Origin of the sequence: Stenotrophomonas sp. A3_2, from assembly GCF_036624925.1 — a bacterium.
GTDB lineage: Bacteria > Pseudomonadota > Gammaproteobacteria > Xanthomonadales > Xanthomonadaceae > Stenotrophomonas > Stenotrophomonas hibiscicola.
In genome coordinates this window covers 21,050-42,019 of record NZ_JAZKVY010000217.1, presented here as the reverse complement: position 1 = coordinate 42,019, position 20,970 = coordinate 21,050, and the positions used below count along the sequence as shown (strand labels likewise).

21 protein-coding genes are annotated in these 20,970 nt (G+C 67.5%); 4 read left to right on the top strand and 17 right to left on the bottom strand.

The features are described from left to right. Window positions 1–268: 268 nt before the first annotated feature. The 4 genes from murU to R5H29_RS07400 all read right to left on the bottom strand — a co-directional run bounded on the left by murU (window position 269) and on the right by R5H29_RS07400 (window position 3,898). Window positions 269–979, bottom strand: a complete 711-nt coding sequence (murU, locus tag R5H29_RS07415) for an N-acetylmuramate alpha-1-phosphate uridylyltransferase MurU (RefSeq protein WP_021202581.1) — start codon at window positions 977–979, stop codon at window positions 269–271. Further along, the gene (locus R5H29_RS07410) at window positions 976–2,001 is read right to left on the bottom strand and encodes an aminoglycoside phosphotransferase family protein (RefSeq protein WP_019659431.1); all 1,026 of its coding nucleotides are present in this window, start codon (window positions 1,999–2,001) and stop codon (window positions 976–978) included. Before R5H29_RS07410 ends, murU begins: the two co-directional genes overlap by 4 nt. A gap of 63 nt (window positions 2,002–2,064) precedes the next feature. Next, complete coding sequence (locus tag R5H29_RS07405; RefSeq protein WP_019659430.1) at window positions 2,065–2,334, bottom strand: GlsB/YeaQ/YmgE family stress response membrane protein; 270 nt, start codon at window positions 2,332–2,334, stop codon at window positions 2,065–2,067. 70 nt (window positions 2,335–2,404) lie between these two features. Then, entirely contained in the window at window positions 2,405–3,898 is a 1,494-nt protein-coding gene (locus tag R5H29_RS07400; protein WP_021202579.1) for a M20 family metallopeptidase, read from the bottom strand. A 214-nt stretch (window positions 3,899–4,112) separates the two neighbouring features. On the opposite strand from R5H29_RS07400, the gene R5H29_RS07395 reads away from it, so the two are divergent. The 4 genes from R5H29_RS07395 to R5H29_RS07380 all read left to right on the top strand — a co-directional run bounded on the left by R5H29_RS07395 (window position 4,113) and on the right by R5H29_RS07380 (window position 7,247). Continuing rightward, window positions 4,113–4,424, top strand: coding sequence for a helix-hairpin-helix domain-containing protein (locus tag R5H29_RS07395; protein ID WP_224329378.1), 312 nt, complete (start codon window positions 4,113–4,115; stop codon window positions 4,422–4,424). 351 nt (window positions 4,425–4,775) lie between these two features. Continuing rightward, window positions 4,776–5,861: a L,D-transpeptidase gene (locus tag R5H29_RS07390; RefSeq protein ID WP_019659427.1), complete on the top strand. Its 1,086-nt coding sequence runs from the start codon at window positions 4,776–4,778 to the stop codon at window positions 5,859–5,861. Between the two features lie 17 nt (window positions 5,862–5,878). Continuing rightward, complete coding sequence (locus R5H29_RS07385) at window positions 5,879–6,604, top strand: murein L,D-transpeptidase catalytic domain family protein (protein ID WP_019659426.1); 726 nt, start codon at window positions 5,879–5,881, stop codon at window positions 6,602–6,604. A gap of 34 nt (window positions 6,605–6,638) precedes the next feature. Further along, window positions 6,639–7,247: a HutD family protein gene (locus R5H29_RS07380; RefSeq protein WP_332328999.1), complete on the top strand. Its 609-nt coding sequence runs from the start codon at window positions 6,639–6,641 to the stop codon at window positions 7,245–7,247. A 213-nt stretch (window positions 7,248–7,460) separates the two neighbouring features. Here the strand turns inward: R5H29_RS07380 and R5H29_RS07375 are convergent, their stop codons facing one another. The 13 genes from R5H29_RS07375 to R5H29_RS07315 form a co-directional block, all read right to left on the bottom strand. Further along, complete coding sequence (locus R5H29_RS07375) at window positions 7,461–9,065, bottom strand: sulfite reductase subunit alpha (RefSeq protein ID WP_332328998.1); 1,605 nt, start codon at window positions 9,063–9,065, stop codon at window positions 7,461–7,463. Then, on the bottom strand, window positions 9,062–10,033 hold the full coding sequence (locus R5H29_RS07370) for an FAD:protein FMN transferase (protein WP_188250645.1): 972 nt from the start codon (window positions 10,031–10,033) through the stop codon (window positions 9,062–9,064). Before R5H29_RS07370 ends, R5H29_RS07375 begins: the two co-directional genes overlap by 4 nt. A 51-nt stretch (window positions 10,034–10,084) precedes the next feature. Beyond that, window positions 10,085–10,888, bottom strand: coding sequence for a DUF4198 domain-containing protein (locus R5H29_RS07365; RefSeq protein WP_005408419.1), 804 nt, complete (start codon window positions 10,886–10,888; stop codon window positions 10,085–10,087). Window positions 10,889–10,962: 74 nt separating this feature from the next. After that, on the bottom strand, window positions 10,963–11,481 hold the full coding sequence (locus tag R5H29_RS07360) for a DUF2271 domain-containing protein (protein WP_021202573.1): 519 nt from the start codon (window positions 11,479–11,481) through the stop codon (window positions 10,963–10,965). A gap of 26 nt (window positions 11,482–11,507) precedes the next feature. Next, on the bottom strand, window positions 11,508–12,146 hold the full coding sequence (locus tag R5H29_RS07355; RefSeq protein ID WP_111098216.1) for a PepSY-associated TM helix domain-containing protein: 639 nt from the start codon (window positions 12,144–12,146) through the stop codon (window positions 11,508–11,510). Between the two features lie 176 nt (window positions 12,147–12,322). Beyond that, a complete protein-coding gene (locus R5H29_RS07350) occupies window positions 12,323–14,743 on the bottom strand; it encodes a TonB-dependent receptor domain-containing protein (protein WP_332328997.1) in 2,421 nt (806 codons plus the stop codon). A 145-nt stretch (window positions 14,744–14,888) separates the two neighbouring features. Further along, the gene (locus R5H29_RS07345) at window positions 14,889–15,290 is read right to left on the bottom strand and encodes a hypothetical protein (protein WP_021202570.1); all 402 of its coding nucleotides are present in this window, start codon (window positions 15,288–15,290) and stop codon (window positions 14,889–14,891) included. A 164-nt stretch (window positions 15,291–15,454) separates the two neighbouring features. Beyond that, complete coding sequence (locus tag R5H29_RS07340) at window positions 15,455–16,132, bottom strand: Fe2+-dependent dioxygenase (protein ID WP_332328996.1); 678 nt, start codon at window positions 16,130–16,132, stop codon at window positions 15,455–15,457. Window positions 16,133–16,142: 10 nt separating this feature from the next. Beyond that, window positions 16,143–16,862 carry a tetratricopeptide repeat protein gene (locus R5H29_RS07335; protein WP_332328995.1) on the bottom strand — a complete coding sequence of 240 codons (720 nt, stop codon included), beginning with the start codon at window positions 16,860–16,862 and terminating at the stop codon, window positions 16,143–16,145. A gap of 68 nt (window positions 16,863–16,930) precedes the next feature. Further along, complete coding sequence (locus tag R5H29_RS07330; RefSeq protein ID WP_332328994.1) at window positions 16,931–19,237, bottom strand: TonB-dependent receptor domain-containing protein; 2,307 nt, start codon at window positions 19,235–19,237, stop codon at window positions 16,931–16,933. 147 nt (window positions 19,238–19,384) lie between these two features. Further along, on the bottom strand, window positions 19,385–19,789 hold the full coding sequence (locus tag R5H29_RS07325) for a hypothetical protein (protein WP_332328993.1): 405 nt from the start codon (window positions 19,787–19,789) through the stop codon (window positions 19,385–19,387). Between the two features lie 204 nt (window positions 19,790–19,993). Then, the gene (locus R5H29_RS07320; RefSeq protein WP_332328992.1) at window positions 19,994–20,326 is read right to left on the bottom strand and encodes a non-heme iron oxygenase ferredoxin subunit; all 333 of its coding nucleotides are present in this window, start codon (window positions 20,324–20,326) and stop codon (window positions 19,994–19,996) included. Next, a complete protein-coding gene (locus R5H29_RS07315; protein ID WP_164144938.1) occupies window positions 20,323–20,862 on the bottom strand; it encodes a GNAT family N-acetyltransferase in 540 nt (179 codons plus the stop codon). The genes R5H29_RS07320 and R5H29_RS07315 overlap by 4 nt, the downstream gene beginning before the upstream one ends. Window positions 20,863–20,970 lie beyond the last annotated feature (108 nt).

Below are 20,970 nucleotides of genomic sequence, written 5' to 3'. Positions count from 1 at the left end.
GCTGACTGCTGACTGCTGTTGGTGGGTGTCGACCTTGGTCGTCACCAGAGCAAGCGCAGCGAAGCGACCCGCTTTTGCTTTTCTTTTTTCTTTTCCGTGGCTGGACGCCCACGGAAACTGTCAGAGGCCGGGCGGGGTGGGTTCGCGGGGGTGTCCGCGGCATGGATGCCGCGGCCAAGCCCCCAGGGACGGGTCCACGGCGTCCCCCGCGAACCCACACCGCCCGGCCAAGCACGGCTGTTGATTTGAGCGACCAGCCACGAGGGGCTCAGCCGTTCGCCGCCAACTCAGCATCCAGCGCGCGCAGGCGATCCACGGTACCCACATCGGTCCAACGCCCGCGATGGTGCTGCCCCGTCATCAACCCCTGCGCCATGAAATGCTTCTGCAGCGGCACCACCGAGAACTTCGGCGGCAGCCGCTCGCTACCCGGCGCATCGCCGATCACCGCGCGCCAGTCGGCCACGATCGAAGGACGGTACACGCCGATGCCGGCATAGGTCAGGCAGGGACCTTCGCGGTCATGGTGCAGCACCCCCTGCGTATCGAGGCGGTAGTCACCGTCGGGGTGTTGCGCCGGATTGTCGACCAGCACCAGGTGTGCCTGGCCCTGCGGCTCGCGCGGCAGCGTGGCGAAATCGAAATCGGTCCAGATATCGCCGTTCACCACCAGGAACGGGGCATCGCCCAGCACCGGCAATGCGTTGAGGATGCCGCCGCCGGTTTCCAGCGGGGTCGGCCCTTCGTGCAGGAAATGCAGGCGCACGCCCCATTGGCTGCCATCGCCCAGCGTTGCAGGGAACTGCTCGGCCAGCCACGCGGTGTTGACCACCACCTCGCGCACGCCGAGTGCGGCCAGGCGTTCCAGGTGCCAGACGATCAGCGGCTTGCCAGCCACTTCCAGCAGCGGCTTGGGCGTGTGCAGGGTCAGCGGGCGCATGCGCTCGCCGAGGCCGGCGGCAAAGACCAGCGCCTTCATCGGGCCACGCGCATCGGTGCACCCAGCTCGGCCAGCGCCGGCTTGATGCGCTCGTCCAGCAGCTGCTGCAGCGGTGCCAGCTCGCGGTAGCGCGGCAGTACTTCATCCAGGTAGCCGATGAAGCGCGGCGCGTCGTCCAGGTAATGGCCCTTGTTGTCGCGGTAGCGCAGGCGGCAGAACAGGCCAAGGATCTTCACGTGGCGCTGGATACCCATCCAGTCGGCATCGCGCAGGAAGGTGGCGCGGTCGGGTACCGGCAGGCCGGCGTCGCGTGCGCGCTCGTGGTACTGCGCCAGCCACTCGTCCACGCGCTGCAGCGGCCAGCTCAGGAAGGCGTCCTTGAACAGGCTCACCGCATCGTAGGCGATCGGGCCACGCACCAGGTCCTGGAAATCCAGCACCGCGGGGCCGTCGTCGACCGGCATCAGGTTGCGCGGCATGTAGTCGCGGTGGGTCATCAGCTGGGCCTGGCCCAATGCGTTGTCCATCAATCGGCGGTGTACCAGCTGCAGCCCTTCGATCTCGCCGCAGTCCAGTTCCAGCTGCAGGTGGCGTTGCAGGAACCATTCGTCGAACAGGCCGGCATCGCGCTGCAGCAGCGCTTCGCCGAACTGGCCGAAGTCGGCCGGTACCGGGATCGCCTGCAGGCGCAGCAGCTGTTCGATCGAACGGCCGAACCATTCATCGGCGTTGCGCTCGTCGAGGATCCTGGCCAGGGTCGGGCCGCCGAGATCTTCCAGCAGCAGGAAGCCGGCTTCCAGGTCCTGCGCCAGCAATGCAGGCACGCGCAGGCCGTTGTCGTGCAGCAGGCCGCGCATGCGCAGCCACGGCCGCGGATCTTCCAGCCCCGGCGGAGCGTCCATCACGATGTGGCTGCCGCGCGTGCTGGTGGTACGCCAGTAGCTGCGCATGCCGGCATCCACCGAAGCGCGTTCGACTACCGCGTTGGCGTCATCGAGCTGGGTACGGGCCCACTGCAGGCGCTGCGCGCTGCGCTGGGGATCGGAGGCGGGTTCGGTCATGCGGGCATATCCGGGCGCGCCGGGCGCGCCAACGTCGGGAGCAGGGGGGAAGGAGGGACGGCGTCAGCGGCGACCGCTGAACAGGCGCAGGACGGCCAGCACGGCCACCGCGCCCACCACCGCGCCGAGAAAACCGGCCGGTTCGCCGGGGGCGTACCAGCCCATGTACTGGCCGAACCAACCGGCCACCAGCGCGCCAATGATGCCCAGCACGATGGTCAGCAGGCAGCCCATGCGGTTGTTGCCGGGCATGAAGAAGCGCCCGAGCAGGCCGACGACGAAGCCGACCAGCAGGATGTACAGCCAGCTGCTGCTGCCGAACAGACCATTCATGTGCATGTGTTCCGCTTTGGGTGGACGCAGCCTAGCAAGGCCAGGCTGCGTCCGTCACGGTGTGCCGTAATCAGCAGCAGCCGTGGTCGCCGTGGCGGGTGCCGCTGTCGGCAGCCACCGGCGAACCGCTGGTCTCGCCGCGCAGGCTGGCGGCATAGTGCTCGCTGATCACCTTGGACACGCAGGCGGTGACCTTCTTGCCCATCGGGATGTGCAGGAACTCGTTGGGGCCATGTGCATTGGAATGCGGGCCGAGCACGCCGGTGATCATGAACTGCGCGCCCGGGAACTTCTCGCCCAGCATGCCCATGAACGGGATCGAGCCGCCTTCGCCCATGTACATCGCCGGCTTGCCGAAGAAGGCCTGGCTGGCGTCGTCAATGGCCTGGGTCAGCCACGGCGCCATGGCCGGTGCGTTCCAGCCGGTGGAGGCCTTTTCCAGGTCCAGGGTGACCTGCGCGCCGTTCGGCGGGTCGCGCAGCAGTGCTTCCTTCAACAGTTCGCCGCAGGTCTTGCCATCGGCAGTCGGCGGCAGGCGCAGCGAGAGCTTCACCGAGGTCTGCGGACGCAGCACGTTGCCGGCCGATTCCAGCGGCGGCATGCCACCGACGCCGGTGACCGACAGCGCCGGGCGCCAGGTGCGGTTGAGCACCAGCTCGGTCAGGTCCTCGTTCATGGGGCGCAGGCCGTCGACCATCGGGAACTTCTCGAAGATCTCGGTATCCACCACTTCGGCCGCGCGCTTGGCCTGTTCCAGACGTTCGGCCGGGATTTCCACGTTCATGCCGTCGATCAGGATGCGGCCGGTGTCCTGGTCCTCGATGCGCGACAGCAGCTGGCGCAGCAGGCGGAAGCTGGACGGCACCACGCCGGAGGCATCGCCGGAATGCACGCCTTCGTTGAGCACCTTCACGGTGAAGTTGCCGCCGGTCAGGCCGCGCAGCGAGGTGGTGCACCACAGCTGGTCGTAGTTGGCGCAGCCCGAATCCAGGCAGACCACCAGCGACGGCTTGCCAATGCGGTCGGCCAAGTGGTCGACGTAGGCCGGCAGGTCGTAGCTGCCCGATTCTTCACAGGCTTCGATCAGCACCACGCAGCGGGCGTGCGGCAGGCCCTGGGCCTGCAGCGCCAGCACCGCGGCCAGCGAGCCGAAGATGGCGTAGCCGTCATCCGCACCGCCGCGGCCATACAGTTTGTCGCCGCGCAGGACCGGGGTCCACGGGCCGAGATCGTCGTCCCAGCCGGTCATTTCCGGCTGCTTGTCCAGATGGCCGTAGAGCAGGATGGTGTCGTCGCCGGTTTCCGGGCCGGAGGCCGGAATTTCCAGGAAGATCAGCGGGGTGCGGCCTTCCAGGCGCACCACTTCAACCTTCAGGCCGGGCAGCTGCTGGGCCCTGGCCCAGTTCTCCATCAGCGTGACCGCCTGTTCCATGTAGCCGTTCTGCACCCAATTGGCGTCGAACATCGGCGACTTGTTGGGAATGCGGATGTAGTCGACCAACTGCGGGACGATTTCACTGTCCCACTTGTCATTGACGAATTGGCCGAGCTTGGCGCTGTCCATCTGAAACTCCGGTTGCATGGGCTGATCCCGCCATTCTACGCCTGTGCCACGGGTAGGGTTTTTCCTACATCACGTTGGGTATTTGGCTGGCTTTTAGAAATCCAGGAAACCGATAGGCTGTGTGCATGTGGTGACGGACACTGTTCCTACCGACGGGATTGCCGGTCGGGACGTCCAGAATCACAAGGAGATACACGTCGTGCCTTGGAGTGTCGTGTTGAGGGCACTGGTGCTGGTCGTGTGGATCGCTGGGGCGCATGCCGCCGAACCGATCGACATCAACCGCGCCGATGCCCAGGCGCTGCAGCAGGGATTGACGATGGTCGGAGCCGCCAAGGCTGAGGCGATCGTCGAGCACCGGCGCAGACACGGCCCGTTTCATCGCGTCGAGGACTTGGCGCAGGTGAAGGGGATAGGGAAAGCCATCGTCGAACGGAATCGACAGCGGATCACCGTAGGCAACAGGTTGTTGCCGGCGGATCCGGTACCCGGATCGGTACCGGTGCGAACCGTACCGAGGCGCTGACAGCAGGAATCGTCGGAACCGGCAGGACGCTGGTTCACCGGTCACGGACAGGACGCCCGTGACCACCGACCGCCGCAGGACGCGGCACCACTCACCAGGATGGTGGCATCACAGACCTGTGGAAGGGGCTGAGATACAAACAGGACAGACGCGGCCGCGTGCAGGATGCAACGCTACCCCCACAGCGCAGGATGCGAGGGGGCGGCAGCAGGCCGACAAGGACGTAACGATTGCCCGGTACGACACATGGCTGTGTCGCCGGGCAGTTTCATTTCCGGCGCCTGGTTTTGCCGCGGCCACCACGGGCCGATGGTGTACGGTGGCCGCTCCGCATGGAAAGGACCCCGCTGGATGCTTGTGCACCGCCCCACCACCCTGATGCTCGCCTTGGCACTGACCCTGCCACTGCAGGCCCACGCCGCTGCGCCTACGCCGGCCGCCAAGCCTGCAGCTGCCGCTGCGGCCACCGCCGAGGTACGCGGACCGACCGACCTCAAGCCGGGCGAATACCTGTGGCATCCGGAAATCTCGCCGACCGGCCCGATCGTGCTGGTGGTCAGCCTCGATGAGCAGCGCGCCTATGTCTACCGCAACGGTATCGCCATCGGCCTGACCACGATCAGCTCGGGCAAGGCTGGGCACGAGACGCCAACCGGCGTGTTCACCATCCTGCAGAAGGACAAGGACCACAGGTCCAACCTCTACAACAGCGCGCCGATGCCGTACATGCAGCGGCTGACCTGGGACGGTATCGCTCTGCATGGCGGCAGCCTGCCCGGGCATCCCGCCTCGCACGGCTGCGTGCGCCTGCCGCAGGCCTTCGCGCAGAAGCTGTTCAGCGAAACCCAGCGTGGCGATACCGTGGTCGTGGCCGACGCCAAGAGCTCGCCGATGACCCTGGCCTATCCGTCGGTACTGGCACCCGTGAATGCGCGTGGGCAGGCCCTGCCGGAGGCAGAGGGCGGAGCGCCGGCGCAGGCGTGGTGGAACGACAGCGCAGCCCCGGCCGGGCAGGTCGGCATCCTGGTCAGCCTGCACGACCAGCGCCTGTACGTGCTGCGCGATGGCGTGATGATCGGCGAGTCGCCGTTGAAGGCGGACGCGCTGCCGGCCTTCCAAGGGACCACGCTGTTCGTGATGGGGCAGGGTTACAGCGACACCCCCAGCCCGCTGGACGTGAACCAGCGCCTGCACCAGTGGACGGCCTACCCGTTGCTGGGCCAGGATCGCGCCCAGGCCACGCCGGACCTGCTGGCCACGCCCTCGCTGCCGATGGCGCTGCCGGCCGATTTCGCCCGCCAGCTGTACCAGGTGCTGGTGCCGGGCACGACCCTGCTGGTGACCTCGCTGCCGGCGGTCCGCCCAAGCCCGGCTGAATCCGGAATGCAGCCGGTCTTGGAATCCGAGCCGCCAGGGTCCACCCTCAAGGGCAACTGAGTCCCCTCGTTGTGCCCATGACTGCATCCCGCCTGTGCCGGCTGGCCGCGTTCGGCCTGCTGGCGACCTCGGCCAGCGCCCCGGCGCTGGCACAGACGCCCGCCCTCGCCACCTCTGCCGATGATCTGGCTGCCCTGCTGTCGCGCAGTGCGCCCAAGGCCGACCGCCACGTGTTGCAGCTGGCGGCGCGCGCCATGCGCTGCGCGCTGCAGCGGCCGGAGCTGGGCATCAACGGTGATCGGCTCAGCGTGATCGATTACTCGCGCCCGTCCACCGAGCCGCGCCTGTGGGTGTTCGACCTGGCCCACCAGCGCCTGCTGTTCGAGGAATGGGTGGCGCATGGCCGCAACAGCGGCGAGAACCGCACCGAGCACTTCTCCAACCGCGACGGCAGTTTCATGTCCAGCCTCGGCGCGTTCACCGCGCAGGAAACCTACATGGGCGGCAACGGCTATTCGCTGCGCCTGGCCGGGCTGGAACCGGGCTTCAATGACCGCGCGCGTGACCGAGCGATCGTCATCCATGGTGCGCCGTACGTGAACCCGGCTACCGCGCAGCTGCAGGGGCGGCTGGGACGCAGCCTGGGTTGCCCGGCGGTGCGGCTGTCGGTGGCCAAGCCGCTGATCGATGCGTTGCGTGGTGGCACGATGGTGTTTGCTTACTACCCCGACCAGGATTGGCTGAAGCACTCGCAGCTGCTGGCCGGCGGGTGCGGTGGACAGGGCACGCTCGCCACGCGGTGATGCACGACGGCGCGCGGCATGATGCAATGCGTGGATGAACATCGACTCCCTGCTGCACACTCCGAGCCAGGTCATTTCCAGCCTGGACTATCGCCGCGAACGCTGGCGGAATGGACTTGGCTGGACCCGCGAGATCCTGCGCCTGCCTGCGCAGGGGGATGACTGGGCGCTGCGCCTGTCGGTGGCCGAGATCGAGCAGGACGCCGCGTTCTCCGCCTTCCCCGGCGTGGAGCGCGAACTGGTACTGCTGCAGGGCAATGGCGTGCGCCTGCGCTTCGACGGTGGCCGTGTGGCCGAGGTGCTGCCGCCGCATGGACGGGTGCGCTTTGCCGGCGAGGAAACCCTGCATGGTGAACTGGTCGATGGCACCACCCACGACTTCAACCTGATGTGGAAGCGCGAGCTGCTGCAGGCCGAACTGTTGCACCGGCCACTGGTGGGCGCGATGTTCTTCTTCTGCGAACCGGGCGTGGCCTGGGCGCTGCATCTGTTGGCCGGTCAGGCGGCGTTCGGTGCCGACAGTGGCCTGCCGCCGCTGCAGGCCGGCGATACCGCGTGGTTGGCGGCCGGCGAACGTCAGCGGCACGCGTTGCAGGGCGGGGGCGAGTTGTTGGTGATCCGGGTCAGTGCGGCGGCGGGATGATGCCTCGGCACCGGTGGCTCAATCCACGCATGGCGTGGATCTACTGGGGTGTAGTTGCCATGCCTGGACACGCCGCGCAGTAGATCCACGCCATGCGTGGATACGGCCGCCAATGCTGCGTCATGGTGCGAACCAAGATTCGCACCCACCAGAAGGCGGTTCGCAGGCGTCGGTGCGTTCAGTAGATCCACGCCATGCGTGGATGCGGCAACCTCAATACACATCGCGCCGGTAACGACCGGCCAGCAACAGCGCTTCCTTGCCCGCAACACCCAGCACCTGTTCGATCACCGCATCCACCGCCGGGGCCATGCCCTGCAGGCTGCCGCAGACCAGGATCGTGGCGCCCTCATCCACCCACCGCCGCAGTGTTGCCGCTTCGGCCAGCAACCGGTCCTGCACGTAGCGATGCGCACCGCCATCGCGGCTGAACACTGCATCCAGCCGCGCCAGCGTGCCGTCGGCCAGCATCGCCTGCAGTTCTTCACCGAAGTGGAAGTCGTGCGTGGCGGTGCGCTCACCGAACAGCAGCCAGGTGCGGCGGGCGCCACTGCGTACGCGTTCGTGCAGGTGTGCGCGCAGGCCGGCGATGCCGGTGCCGTTGCCGATCAGCAGCAGCGGTACCTCGGCGGCGACGCCGTGGAAATTGTCGTTGCGGCGCAGGCGCAGCTGCACCGGCTCGCCAATGGCCGCGTGGTCGCACAGCCAGCCACTGCCGATGCCGGGTGTTCCGTCGGCGCGAAGCTGGCGGCGCAGCAGCAGCTCGACCGCACCGTCGGTCATCACCGAGGCGATCGAGTACTCGCGATGCGGCAGCGGTTGCAAGGTCGCCAGCAATGCGGGCAGGTCACCCGGAGCAACCAATGAGGGCAGGTGTGAGCGCGCAACGCGTGCCAGCAACGTCTGCCCGTCATCAAGCGCGATGTCCGCATCGAAGCCTTGTGCGTCCAGCCAGGCACGCACGGTGTGCGGTGCATGCTGCGGGCCGATTTCGGCGATGTCACCGGCCTGCCACTGCGCATCTGCATCGGCCGGGGGCTGCAGGCGCAGCCAATACACCGCGCCGCCGGGGCTGCCCGGGTTCAGATGCTCACGTTGCAGCAGCGTCCACGGCTGGTACTCGGCCGGCCTCCAGTCGGGCAGTTCGCTGGCGCCGCCGCCGAGCTGGCCCAGCAACTGCTGCCAATGGCGCAGCGCGGCCGGATCGGCGTTGTCGACGTCGATCGCATCGAACAGCGGATGCGCACCGTGCTGGCGCAGCCACTGGTCGAGCTGGTGGCCGAATCCGCAGAAGTGGCCGTAACTGCGGTCGCCCAGTGCGAGCACGCCGTACTGCAAGTGCTGCAGCGCAGGCGGTGAGGCCATCACGCCGCGCAGGAACGGCAGCGCATGATCGGGTGGGTCGCCTTCGCCAGTGGTGCTGGCGATGAACAATGCACGCTGGCTGTCGGCCAGCAGCGTGGCGTCGACCTCATGCAGGCCGCGCACACGCACCGGCACGCCGGCACCGCGCAATGCCTCGGCACTGCGTTCGGCCAGTTCGCGGGCAAAACCGGTCTGGCTGGACCAGACCATCAGGATCGGTGCGACGTCGCCAGAGGCAGCATCGTCGCGCGGTCGCCCACGCCACCGCAGTGCGGCGCAGGCCAGCGCATACAGCGCGGTGGCGATGATCGCGATCTGCGTTTGCCGTGCCGGCGGCGCGCCCTGCCACCAGGCTTCGCCGAGATGCAGTCGCAGCAGCGCGCAGGCGATCAGCGCCAGCAGGAGCAGGACCAGTGCGTTGCCGAGCCACGCGCGCGATGGACGTGCGCTCATGCGTCCTGCTCGTCGAGCAGGCGCTGTAAGGCGCTGCTGAGAAATTCCCGCGGGCCGTCTGCTGCACGCTGCAGGTAGCGTGCAGCCAGGCCTTCGCGTTCGGCCAGCGCCATGCCCTGTTCGTGGCCGAGCACGGTCAGTGCGGTGGCCCAGGCATCGGCGTGCATGGCGTCGTCGGCCACCACGGTGACCGCTGCGGCGACCTGGCGTACCGGCATGCCGGTGCGCGGGTCGAGACTATGGCTGAAGGCCTGGCCATCGGCCTGGTACTGGTGCCAGCGATCACCGGAGGTGGCCACCGCCTTGTCCTCCAGCGCCAGCACCCGCGGTGGTGTTTCGGTGTGCGCGTCTTCTTCCGGTGCGGATTCCACCAGTACGCGCCAGGGGTGGCCGTCCGGTTTTCGGCCGTAGCCGGCCAGTTCGCCACCGACCTCGATCAGTGCAGCAGCGATACCCTGATCGCGCAGCCAGGCGGCCACGTGATCGACGCCGAACCCCTTGGCGATCGCAGAGAGATCCAGTTCCAGTCCGCCCGGTTGCAGCAGCGCATCGCTGCGCCATTGCAGGCGCTGCCAACCGCAGCGCTCGCGCGTGGCCTGCACGGTGGTGGCATCGGGTTGGCGGCGTTCGCCGGCATGTGCACCGAAACCCCACAGTGCCACCAACGGGCCGACGGTAGGATCGAATGCACCATCGCTGGCGGCGGCGATGGCCTGTGCGCAGGCCAGCACCTGGCGGGTTTCAGCCGGCAGCACGCACCATTGGCCCGCGTTGGCGCGGTTGTAGCGACTCAGGTCCGAGCCGGGCTCCCAGGTGCTCATCTGCGCGACCACCGCATCCAGCCGCGCCTGGATGCCGGCATGCAGCAGGTGCAGGTCGCGCTGGCGCGGCGCAACCAGCGACACGCTCCAGGTGGTGCCCATGGTGGTGCCGCCGAGGCGGGCGATGTCGAGCTGGGGATCGGTCATGGTGGTGTGCTGCAGATGCGATGCCGGGGCTGCCCGGCATCGCGGTCCACATTACTGCGGCAGCACTTCCAGCGTGGCGACGTAGCTCAGGCGGCGCTTGGCGGCCTGCTTCACCGAGGTCTTGTTGTCCTCGGTGCCGGTCTCCAGCCAGTACATGCCGGCTTCCGGCCAGGTCACCTTGATCTCGCCCTTGGCATCGCTGGTGACCTTCAGTTCGTCCTGTGCGTTGCGGTAGCGGGTGGCACCACGCACGATCTCGAATTCCAGGCCGGCGGCCGGCTTGCCGTCGACCAGCACGCGGAAGGTGGCTTCCTCGCCGGCGAACAGATCGTTCGGGTGGCCGACCGCGACCAGCTCGATGCCGCGGTTGGTCGGCTTCAGCGCGGTGTCGTTCGGCGCACCGTTGGTGACGAAGGTCTCCACGCGGCCGACCGACTGGCTCACTTCCAGCTTCTTCGCATCCTTCGGCAGTTCACCGAAAGTGGCAACGCTGCCACGCCAGCGCTTGCGCTCGCCGTTCTGCTCGTAGGTGGCGAACAGGCCGTCATTGACCGACGCGATGCGGTAGGTGCCGGGCTGCTTCAGTTCGATGTCGAACACGCTGCGGTACTTGCCGGTGGAGGCGTTCTGCGGCTGCACGGTGCTGCCGTCCGGCGCGGTGATCACCAGCGATTCCAGGCGCAGCGGCACGTGGTTGAAATAGAACAGGTCGTTGGAGACCGCACCGTCGACAGTGATCCACGGCGCGTTGCCGGCGATCACGGTCTGCGAGGGCAGCAGCCAGGCCTTGTGGGCCAGGGCGGAGAAGGGAAGGGCAGCGGCCAGGGCGGCGGCGAGGACGAGCGTGCGCTTCATGCGGAGGACTCCAGTGGATGCGGGGTGATGCGGCAAGGAGAAGGGGATTACGACTTAATCCCCTCCGTCCCCTCTCAGGGTTTGACGGACAGGGTGACCTGGCCCAGTTCGGTGGCGCCCTGCGCCTTGCCGTTCTGCGCGGCGGTGGCCGGCCAGGTAAAGGGGATCTTCAGCAGTTCACGGCCGCCGACTTCGCGCACCGCCTCGACCACCAGGGTGTAGTTGCCGGGGGCCAGCTGCTTCAGTGCCGGCTGCTTGTCGTTGAACGACAGCGCGTGCTTGCCGGCCGGGCGGGTCGGGCCGGTCACGCCGTCCACCGGCACCTGCAGGGTGCGGCCGCTCTTGCGCCACCACTGGCGCAGGTCGGGCAGCCACTTGGTGCCGTGGCCTTCGCTGTTGCTGGTCTGCTGGTACCAGACCGACAGATTGGCCGCGACCTTCTGGTCGGCGCCTTCCAGCCACACTGCCACGTACGGGCGGTGGTACTCGGCCACGTTGAGCTTGGGCACTTCGACGTTGATGTCGAGGGTGGTGGCATAGGCCGGCGAGGTGGCCAGCAGGCCGCTGAGGGCGATGGTCAGGGTGACGCGCATGGGGCGGCTCCGGAAACGAAGGAAAGTCAGTGGATCAGCAGCAGGGCGATCAGCAGCGGGATCATCAGACCGAGGCCGACCAGCGGCCAGGTCATGCGCCGCTGCCGCGCATGCAGGTGCAGCAGGAACAGGCCGGTGATGCAGAACACCAGGCAGGCCACGGCGAACAGGTCCAGGAACCAGCCCCACGCCGGGCCCGCGTTGCGGCCCTTGTGCAGGTCGTTGAGGTAGGACACCGCGCCGCGCGAGGTCGATTCGTATTCCACCGCGCCGGTCTCGCGGTCGATGCTCAGCCAGGCGTCGCCACCGGGGCGCGGCAGCGACAGGTAGATCTCCTCGGTCGACCACTCGGCCGGGCGGCCGCCAATGGCGATGCCCAGCTGCGTGTCCAGCCATTGCCGGGCAGGGCGCGGAATCGGTGCGTTGCCGTCCTCGCGCGTGCCCAGTTGGCCCAGCAGTTCGGCCGGCAGCTCCAGATGCTGGTTCTGCACCTCGGGCTTGGCCTCGATCTTCGCTGCATGGTTGAGGGTCAGGCCGGTCACCGCGAACAGCAGCATGCCGATCAGGCACACCGCCGAGCTGATCCAGTGCCACTGGTGCAGCGTCCGCAGCCAGAAGCCACGGTTCTGTTGCTGCTGCACGGTGGAAGAGGCAGGACGGCTCACGGCACGGTTCGAGGCGGACGGGGACTGCCCATTACATCATTGATGAGAATAGCTCGCAATTGCGTGTCGTTCTGTATCCCTGGAGGGCGATTGCCGGCCAGCGGCCGGCACTACCGGGGTTCCGGGAAACAACGTCGGATTGCCGGCCAGCGGCCGGCACTACCGGTGCGTGGCGGTCAGAACTTCGCGTTGAGCGAGATCCAGTAGCTGCGGCGCTGGTCCTTGGTCGCATAGTCGTCCACGCAGTTGAATTCGCTCTGGCTGATCAACAGGCACGACTGCGAGACGAAATCCTTGTCGAGCAGGTTGTTGACCCGTGCGTTCACCGTCAGCCAGGGCGTGGCCTTCCAGCTGCCACCGAGATGGAAGATCGTGTAGTCCTCGTAGTAGCGGGTGTGGCTGGCGCCGCTGGCATCCAGCAGCGTGTCGCGGTAGCGGTCGTAGCGGCCCTCACCGATCAGCGACAGGCTGACCGCTTCATTGATCTGCCAGTTGAGGCTGGCGTTGGCCATGTGTTTTGCCGGCATGGTGCCGCTGATCGGCAGCCCCTTCTGTGCGCCACTGGTCTGCTCACTCTTCGTCCAGGTGTAGTTGCCGCGCAGCTGCAGGGTGTCGAGCAGGTCGACATGACCGGCCAGCTCGGCACCGCGGGTCTCGGCCTTGTCGATGTTCACGCTCTGGGTGAAGGTGCTGTAGCCCAGTGCTGCCCAGCCTGGGCCGATGTCCACGCAGTAGCCGCTGCCGGCGCGGGCCACTTCGCAGTTGGGGAAGGTGCCGCCGCTGGCGATCTTGTCCTCGAATTTGTTGAAGAAGCCGGTCACGTTGAAGCCCCAGCGCTGGCCCTCGTAGTAGGCGGCCAACTCGTAGTTGGTGCTGGTTTCAGGCTTCAGGTTCGGCGAACCCACCAGCGGCAGCACGCCCTGGCCACCGAAGCCGGTGATGCCCGGGAACAGCTGGTCCGGACGCGGGGTCTTGTAGCCGGTGCTGACGCCGCCCTTGAAGGTCCACGCGTCGCTGGCGTTCCACACAAGGTAGCCGCGCGGGCTGACATGGCTGCCGAACACGTTGTGGTCGTCGTAGCGCAGGCCGAAGGTAGCGGTGAGGGTATCGGTCAGGGCCCAGTTGTCCTCGGCGAACAGCGCCCACATGCGGTGCTTCTGCTTGGTGTTGCTGCGGTAGCCGGCGCCATCCATGCCGAACACGCCGTCAATCATGTCGGTGTCGTTGTACTGGCCGCCGACGGTCAGCGTGTGTGCGCCGAAATCCAGATCGAGCATCGTGTCGAGCACGTAGCCTTCCAGCTCCATGGTGCGCAGCGGACGCGGCAGGAACGCCTGCAGGCGCGCCATCTCGCTGGGATTGAGCGCAGTCAGCGCATTGCCACGGCCGGCCGCGCAGTTGTTGGCAGCACCGGTACGACGGCAGACGTCATTCCACAGCGTCTGCAGGTTGGCGCGCTCGTCCAGGGTCAGCGGCAGCGAACGACCCAGGTTGCTGCTCTTGCTGTGGGTCAGCGAGGTCTGCCAGGTGCCGAAGCTGTAGCGGCCCTGGTGGGTCAGCGATACCTGGTCACGCTCATAGCGCTGGTAGGCGGTGTAGCCCACGCGCGGCTGCACCACGCGGCGGGTGACGGTGCCGCTGCCGTTCGGGTTGGGGATGACCGCATTGCCGACGCGCCACAGGCTGGCCAGGCTGTCCAGCGTGCCGGTCTGGCCTTCGCTGTTGTCGTACTTCTGCCGCGACACGTCGTAGTCCAGCCACAGTTCGTGATCGTCGTTGACGCGGAAGTCCAGGCGTACGCCGGTGTTCCAGTTGGTGTTGGCCACCGACTTGCCACCGCCGCCGAAGCCGATGCTGCGCTCCCACAGGCTGCCGTCGGGCAGGGGCAGTGCATCCCACTCCGGATTGGAGGCCTTGGCGTCGTAGTAGCTGCCGCGCACCGCCAGGCTGAGGCGGTCCTTCAGCAGCGGGCCGCTGAGGTACAGGTCGGTGGTGCGTGCATCACCGAACTGGTCATCCTGCTGCACGGTGAAGCCCTGGGTCACGGCGCCGTGCCAGCTGTCCTGGTTGCGTCGGGTGATGATGTTGATGACGCCGCCCATCGCGTCCGAGCCATACAGCGTGGACATCGGGCCGCGCACCACTTCGATGCGTTCGATCGCGTCCAGCGGCGGCAGGTAGGCGAACTGGCCGCCACCGAAGTTGTTCGGGTACAGCTGGCCGACATTGCTCTGGCGGCGGCCGTCGATCAGCACCAGGGTGTACTCGGACGGCAGGCCGCGCATGGAGATGGTGGCGCGGCCGTTCTTGTCGCTGGCCTCCAGGCCGACATCGATGCCTTCGACGTCGCGCAGCGCGTCGACCAGGTTGGTGTAGGGGCGCTTGCTGAGTTCTTCGCGACTGACCACGCTGATGCTGGCCGGTGCATCGACCACCTTCTGCTCGAAGCCGGAGGCGGTGACCACCACCTTGTCCAGCGTCTGTGGCGTGCCGGAAGCGTCACCGTGGGCGAAGGCAGGGGCGGTCATGGCCACCAGCACGGCGCTGGTCAGCAGGGTACGGGACAGGGACGAACGGACACGATGGCGCTGGGCCATGGCAGTAACCTCGAAGGATGCAGGGTGGTGCGATGCCAGGCGCGAACGGTCGGCATGCACGGGGAGGCCCGGTCAGGGGCGGCAGGGATGAAGCAGGCAGCGGCGCGCTGACGCGACCGTGCAGGTGGTCACGCGGGGCCGTGAATCAGGCGAGCGGCGGCGCCTGGCCGCGTTGCTGGCGGCGTCCGGGCGCGTCGGCCCAGGGCGTGTCCGGAGCGGCCAGCGGCCAGTCCGGGCGCACGCCGGGCATGGCCGGCGTAGCGGGTACGAGTTCAAGCTCGGTGCGCAGCCATTGGCTGGCCAGCAGCAACGGCGGGCGTGCCTTCTCGGCTGATTTCACCGGGGCGGCAGCACAGCGGCGCAGCTTGGCCGGTGCCTCTTCCAGCAGGGGGGCTTCGCCACCGCGCTCTTCCAGCGGCATCTGCACGGCCATTCCGGCTTGCCCGTGTGGCAGCAGGGGCAGGGTGCCCAGCAGCAAGGCCAGCATCGCCACCCACGCCAGCAGGCTGGCCAGCGCAGGACGCTGGCCGCGCATGGCGGTGCCCATCTTGCGATGGATGAGTGGGCGAGGGCGAAGCGGGCGCAGCAAGCAGGGGTCCCCAAGGGTCTGCCGGCAGCGGCCGGCATCAACGGGGCGTGATTGTAATGAGAGCTGTTATCTGTTGCAAATGAGAATGATTGCCAAAATGTCGCGGACTGGCCGGATGGGGCTCAGACTTCGCTCCATCGCCGCAGCAGGTTGTGGTACACGCCGGTCAGCTGCAGCACCGCCTCGGCGTCGCCGCCGGTCTGCCGCAGGCGCTCGATCGCGCCATCCATTTCCCACAGCAGGCGGCGCTGCACATCGTCGCGGATCATGCTTTGTACCCAGAAGAACGAGGCCACGCGCGCACCTCGGGTGACCGGCCGCACCTGGTGCAGGCTGCTGGACGGGTACACGATCAGGTCGCCAGCGGGCAGCTTCACTTCATGCTCGCCGTAGGTATCGCTGATGATCAGTTCGCCGCCCTCGTACTCGTCCGGCGCGGACAGGAACAGGGTGCAGGAGATGTCCGAACGCAGCTGTTCGCCGTTGGCCAGGTTCATCACCGCGCCGTCGACGTGGAAACCATAGGTGCCGCCGCCGCTGTAGCGGTTGAAGCGCGGTGGCAGGTACTTCAGTGGCAGCGCGGCGCTGAAGAACAGCGGATGCCGGGCCAGCGCGACGAGGATGATCTCGCCCAGTTCGCGGCGCAGCGGCGAGGCCTCGGGCAGCTGCTGGTTGTGCTTGGCCTGCGCGCCCAGATGGCCGACGGTCTCGCGGCCATCGGTCCAGTCGGCGGCATCCAGCCGGCGGCGGAAGTCGGCCACCTGGTCGGCGCTGAGAACGTCGGGGATGTGCAGCAGCATGCGGGACTCCTCAGAGGGACGGCGGTGCGACCAGGGCGCGCACCTGTGGATGCGGCGATGCGGCCAGTTCCGGCACGAGATGCGCCATGAACGCCGGGCTGCCGTGGGCCAGTGCAAGCCGCAGCCAGTGCACGGCCTGCTCGACCTGGCCGGCCTGCAGCAGGATCGAGGCGTAGTTGGCCTGGCCGCGGAAATCACCGGCCTCGGCCGCGCGCTGGTACCAGTCCAGCGCCGCCTGCGGATCGCGCTCGATCTCCAGTCCGTCTTCGAGGTGGCGGGCCAGCAGGTTCATCGATTTGGCGTGGCCCAGGTGCGCGGCGCGCGTGTACAGCGCCAGCGCCTGCGCGCGGTCCAGCGGCACGCCGCGACCGGTGGCCAGCAGGTTGGCCAGGTTGTACAGGCCCCAGTCCAGCCCGGTATCGGCCGCGCGGCGGTACCACACCGCGGCCAGCGCCGGGTCGGGGGCGGTGCCCTGGCCCAGTTCGTGGCAGCGGCCCAGCATGTTCATCGCCATCGGCGCGCCGTTGTTGGCGGCGGTTTCGTACCAGAGCCGTGCCGCCGAGGCGTCCTGTGCGGTGCCTTTGCCTTCCATGTGCATCTGCGCGAGCAGCAGTTGTGCCTCGACCTGTCCGGCCCGCGCGGCGTCGCGCACATGCGCGAAGGCCGCCTGCGGATCGTGCTGCAGCAGCTCGGCCAGAGCTTCGCTGTCGATGGGGGTACGGGGTGCCATGGGGTGAGTATCGCCGGAAACAAAAACGGCGGCAGGAGAGCCTGCCGCCGTGGTGGAGCGCAGTTACATCAGAACTTCACGTTCAGTGCCAGGGTGGCCGAGCGACCCGGGGCGATGCTCGCGTAGTGCGAGGCATAGGCCTTGGTGAAGTAGGTCTTGTCGGTCAGGTTCTGCACGTTGAGCTGCAGGCTGATGTTGTCCTGGATCGCGTAGCTGGCCATCGCGTCGAAGCGGGTGTAGCTGGCAATCCACTTGGTGTTGGCCACATCACCGTACTGCTTGTCCGAGTAGAACGCACCGGCGCCGACGGTCAGGCCGATCGGGAAGCGGTACGTGGTCCACAGGTTGGCGCTGTGCCTGGCGGTGTTCGGGAATTCGTTGCCGTTGTTCGGCGATGGCACGTAGACGTTGGACGGGCAGGTGCGGCCCACCGGTGCGCCACAGACAAAGCCATTGTCCTTCAGCTCGGAATCGAGGTAGGTGTAGCCGCCGTACAGGCTCCAGGCCTCGGTCAACTGGCCGTTGAAGCCCAGCTCGAAACCGTTGATCTCTTTCTTGCCGGCGTTCTGGCTGGTGCCGTTGTCGATGGTCACGCGCGCGTTGTTCATCACGGTGTGGAAGATCGCAGCAGTCAGGTTCAGGCGGTTGTCCAGCAGGTCCCACTTGGTGCCCAGTTCGAGGTTCTTCGTGTCCTGCGGCTTGAGGTCGGCAACGGCCGCGCTCAGGCCGTCCGAACCGTCACCACCGTCCATGCCCGGCGGGGTCGAGGAGGTGCCCCAGGACAGGTAGATGCTGCCGTTGGCGGCCGGCTTGAACACCACGCCGGCCTGGTAGTTCAGGAAGTCGTTGCTGTTGCGCACGCGGGTCGGTGCCTTGCCGGCCACCGGCGTGGTCAGGGTGGTACGGAAGTCGTCGTAGCGCAGGCCGAGGTTGATCATCCACTGCTCATTGAGCTCGATGGTGTCGAACACGTAGGCCGAGGTGGTCCTGGTGCGCTGCTCGACGTCCAGCGCCTTGTCGCTGCGATAGACGATCTGACCGGCCGCCCACGGATCGTTCGGGTTCGGCTTGTTGAAGTCGGTGCAGTTGTAGCCGGTGGCCGCGCCGGACACCTGGCAGCGAGTGCTGTTGGCGCTGTTTTCAAGGGGATTGGCGGTGCCCGGCGACATCAGGTAGCTGCCACGGGTCATCTTCTCGTCGCTGTACTCCAGGCCCGCGCTGTAGCTGTGCTTGAGCGCGCCGGTCTGGAACGCACCGGTCAGGCCCAGCTGGTCGGCGAAGCTCTTGACGTCGACCGCACGGGTGTTGGTGCGACGCCACAAGGTGCCGTACAGGTTGGGGTTGCCCTTGCTGTCGTCCGGCTGGGTCCACAGGTAGTCGTTGCTGGTGTTGCCCAGGCGCGCGATGTTGCGCAGCTTGTGGCCACCGAAGTCGTAGCTGGCGTCCAGAGTGCTGATGTCGGCGCGGGTGCGCTGGAAGTCACGGTCGACCAGGCCGTAGTAGTTGTTGCGGTCCGGCACCATTGGGCGGCCATCACCGTTCCTGGCCACGTTCGGGCCGCTGGAGAACGGATTGTTGTAGGGGAAGCCACCCGCATCGGGCAGGTCATCGCTCTGCATGTGGTAGTGGCTGGCGATCAGCTGCGCCGGGCCGTTCAGGCCGAACGCGATCGACGGCGCGATGCCCCAACGGCTGACGTTGGCGGCGTCGCGGCCGGCGATGTCCGATTCGTGCTTCATCAGGTTCAGGCGGGCGGCGATGCCATCGCCCAGCACGTAGTTGGCGTCCACGGTGCCGCGTGCGTAGCTGTCGGTACCGATGCCCATGCTGGCGCTGGTCTCGTTCTTCAGCTTCGGCGTCTTGCTCACCAGGTTCAGGCTACCACCACCGGAGTCACGGCCGCCGTAGGCCGAGCTCGGGCCCTTGACGACTTCCACCTGCTCCAGGTCGAAGATCTCGCGGGTCTGCGAGCCGACGTCGCGCAGGCCGTCGACGAACACGTTGCTCTGCGAATCGAAGCCACGGATGAAGGGGCGGTCACCGGTCGGGTTGCCGCCTTCGCCGGCACCGAAGGTGATACCCGGGACCATGCGCAGCGCATCCTGCAGGTTGGTCGCACCGGTTTCGGCGATCAGCTTTTCCGACACGATCGACACCGACTTCGGGGTGTCCAGCAGCTCGGCGGTGAACTTCGGCGAGGACGGGTTGAACCAGCTGCCGCGCACCTGCACCTTGTCCAGCTCAGTGGCGTTGCGGGAGCCGGCGTCGGCGCTGTCGGCGGCCTGCGCAGCCAGCGGCGCGAAGCCCGCGGCCAGGGTGGCGGTGGCGAGCAGGGAAACGCGCGGGGCGTGCTTGCGGGACGTGATGTAGGTCATGGCGATGGGTCGTGGCGTGGATCGGGAAAGGGGAGAGCCGTAGCGCAGGCAGCGCGTGGGCACGTGGAGAGCTTCGTCTGTAGAGCCGAGCCGATGCTCGGCTATGGGCGAATGACGTCAGACGCACGGCAACAGCCGCAGGGCGTCTCAGCTGGCGTGCGGTGCGGGCGGTGCGTGGCCGGGGTTCAACCGCAGTGCGGGATCGTGCAGCTGCCAGCGCAGGGCGTTGGAGCGCCACAGCGGAACATGCGCGACCAGGGCGGCGCGCGGGGGAGCCAGTTCGGTACAGGGCGTGGTGCCCTCGCCATCCAGCGGCGGCTCCGGTGCTGGCGCGGCATGGTGCGGGCACTCGTCCGCCGGCGGGGCCGGCATCGGCATGACCTGATGCAGATCTTCAGCCTGTGCCTGCCAGCCGTTGGCAGCAGGGCCGTTGTCGCGTCCTTCGTGCAGTGCCGACCAGCCCAGCAGCAGCGTCAGCAGCACGGCCACAAGCAGCGGCCACCCTTGACGGGCAAGCTGGCACAGCGTGGCGGTGGGCGCGGGCGAAGCCATGGCGCGAGGGGCGGAGTCGTTACGAAGATGTTACGTAGAATAACATCAACGATAATGATTCGCATGTACGGGGCGTGGCGGCCCCCCGAGGCGGCCACGGGGCGCCCTGGAAGGGTCCTCATGGCCTTCCGGTAGATCCACCCTATGGGTGGATGCTCTCTGGCGGGGCGCCCCGTGAATGATCTCTCCGGGCGGAGCGCCGCCTCATTCCCGGTCGTCGCGGGTCCAGATGGCGTCGTGCTCGCGCTTCACCGGAAACTTGGGCACAGGGCTGTAGGCCGGCGCGCACAAAGCGCGCCCGTCACGCACGTTGAAGCGCGCCCCGTGCAGCACGCACTCCACACTGCCTTCGGTGGTGTTGAACTCGCCCGAGGACAGCTCGAACTCTTCATGCGTGCACTGGTCTTCCAGGGCGTACAGCTCGCCGTCGAGGTTGAATACCACGATCGGCGTGCCGGTCACCTCGTCGAACACACTCTTCATTTCGCCCGGCAACAGCTCGGCGCCGGCACAGACAAAGGTCCAGGCCTCGCTCACGCGACGGCTCCGGACAACGGCTTTTCAAGGATCTCGAAGCGCAGGTCGTCGCGCTTGGGGATGCCGAAACGCTCGTCGCCATACGGGAACGGCTTCTTGATGCCGGTGCGGCTGTAGCCGCGACGCTCGTAGAAGGCGATCAGTTCGTCGCGCACGTCGATCACCGTCATCTGCATCACCGGCACGTTCCATTCGCGTGCGGCGTGCGCTTCGGCGGCGTCCATCAGCTGCTTGCCAACGCCGCCACCCTGCTGGGCCGGGTCGACCGAGAACATGCCGAAGTAGCCCTTGCCGTCGACATCGGCGACATGGGCGCAGGCCACCAGCTGGTCCCCGCGCTCGGCCAGAAGGATGGTGGAGCGCGGGCGGTCCAGGTCGGCCTGGATGCCTTCGGCGTCGATGCGGGCGCCGTCCAGCAGGTCGGCTTCGGTGGTCCAGCCGACGCGGCTGGCATCGCCGCGGTAGGCCGAGGTGACGAGGGCAATGAGGGCGGGGATGTCGGCCGGCGTGGCGGCGCGGAAGGTCAGGGTGCTCATGGGGACATTCTAGGTGGAGCGGGGAAGGGCACGGGAGGCCGCTGGCTGACGTGACTTTGCCGAGTGTGGCCAATACGTGGACTTGACGCCATCTTCATTATTCGTTCA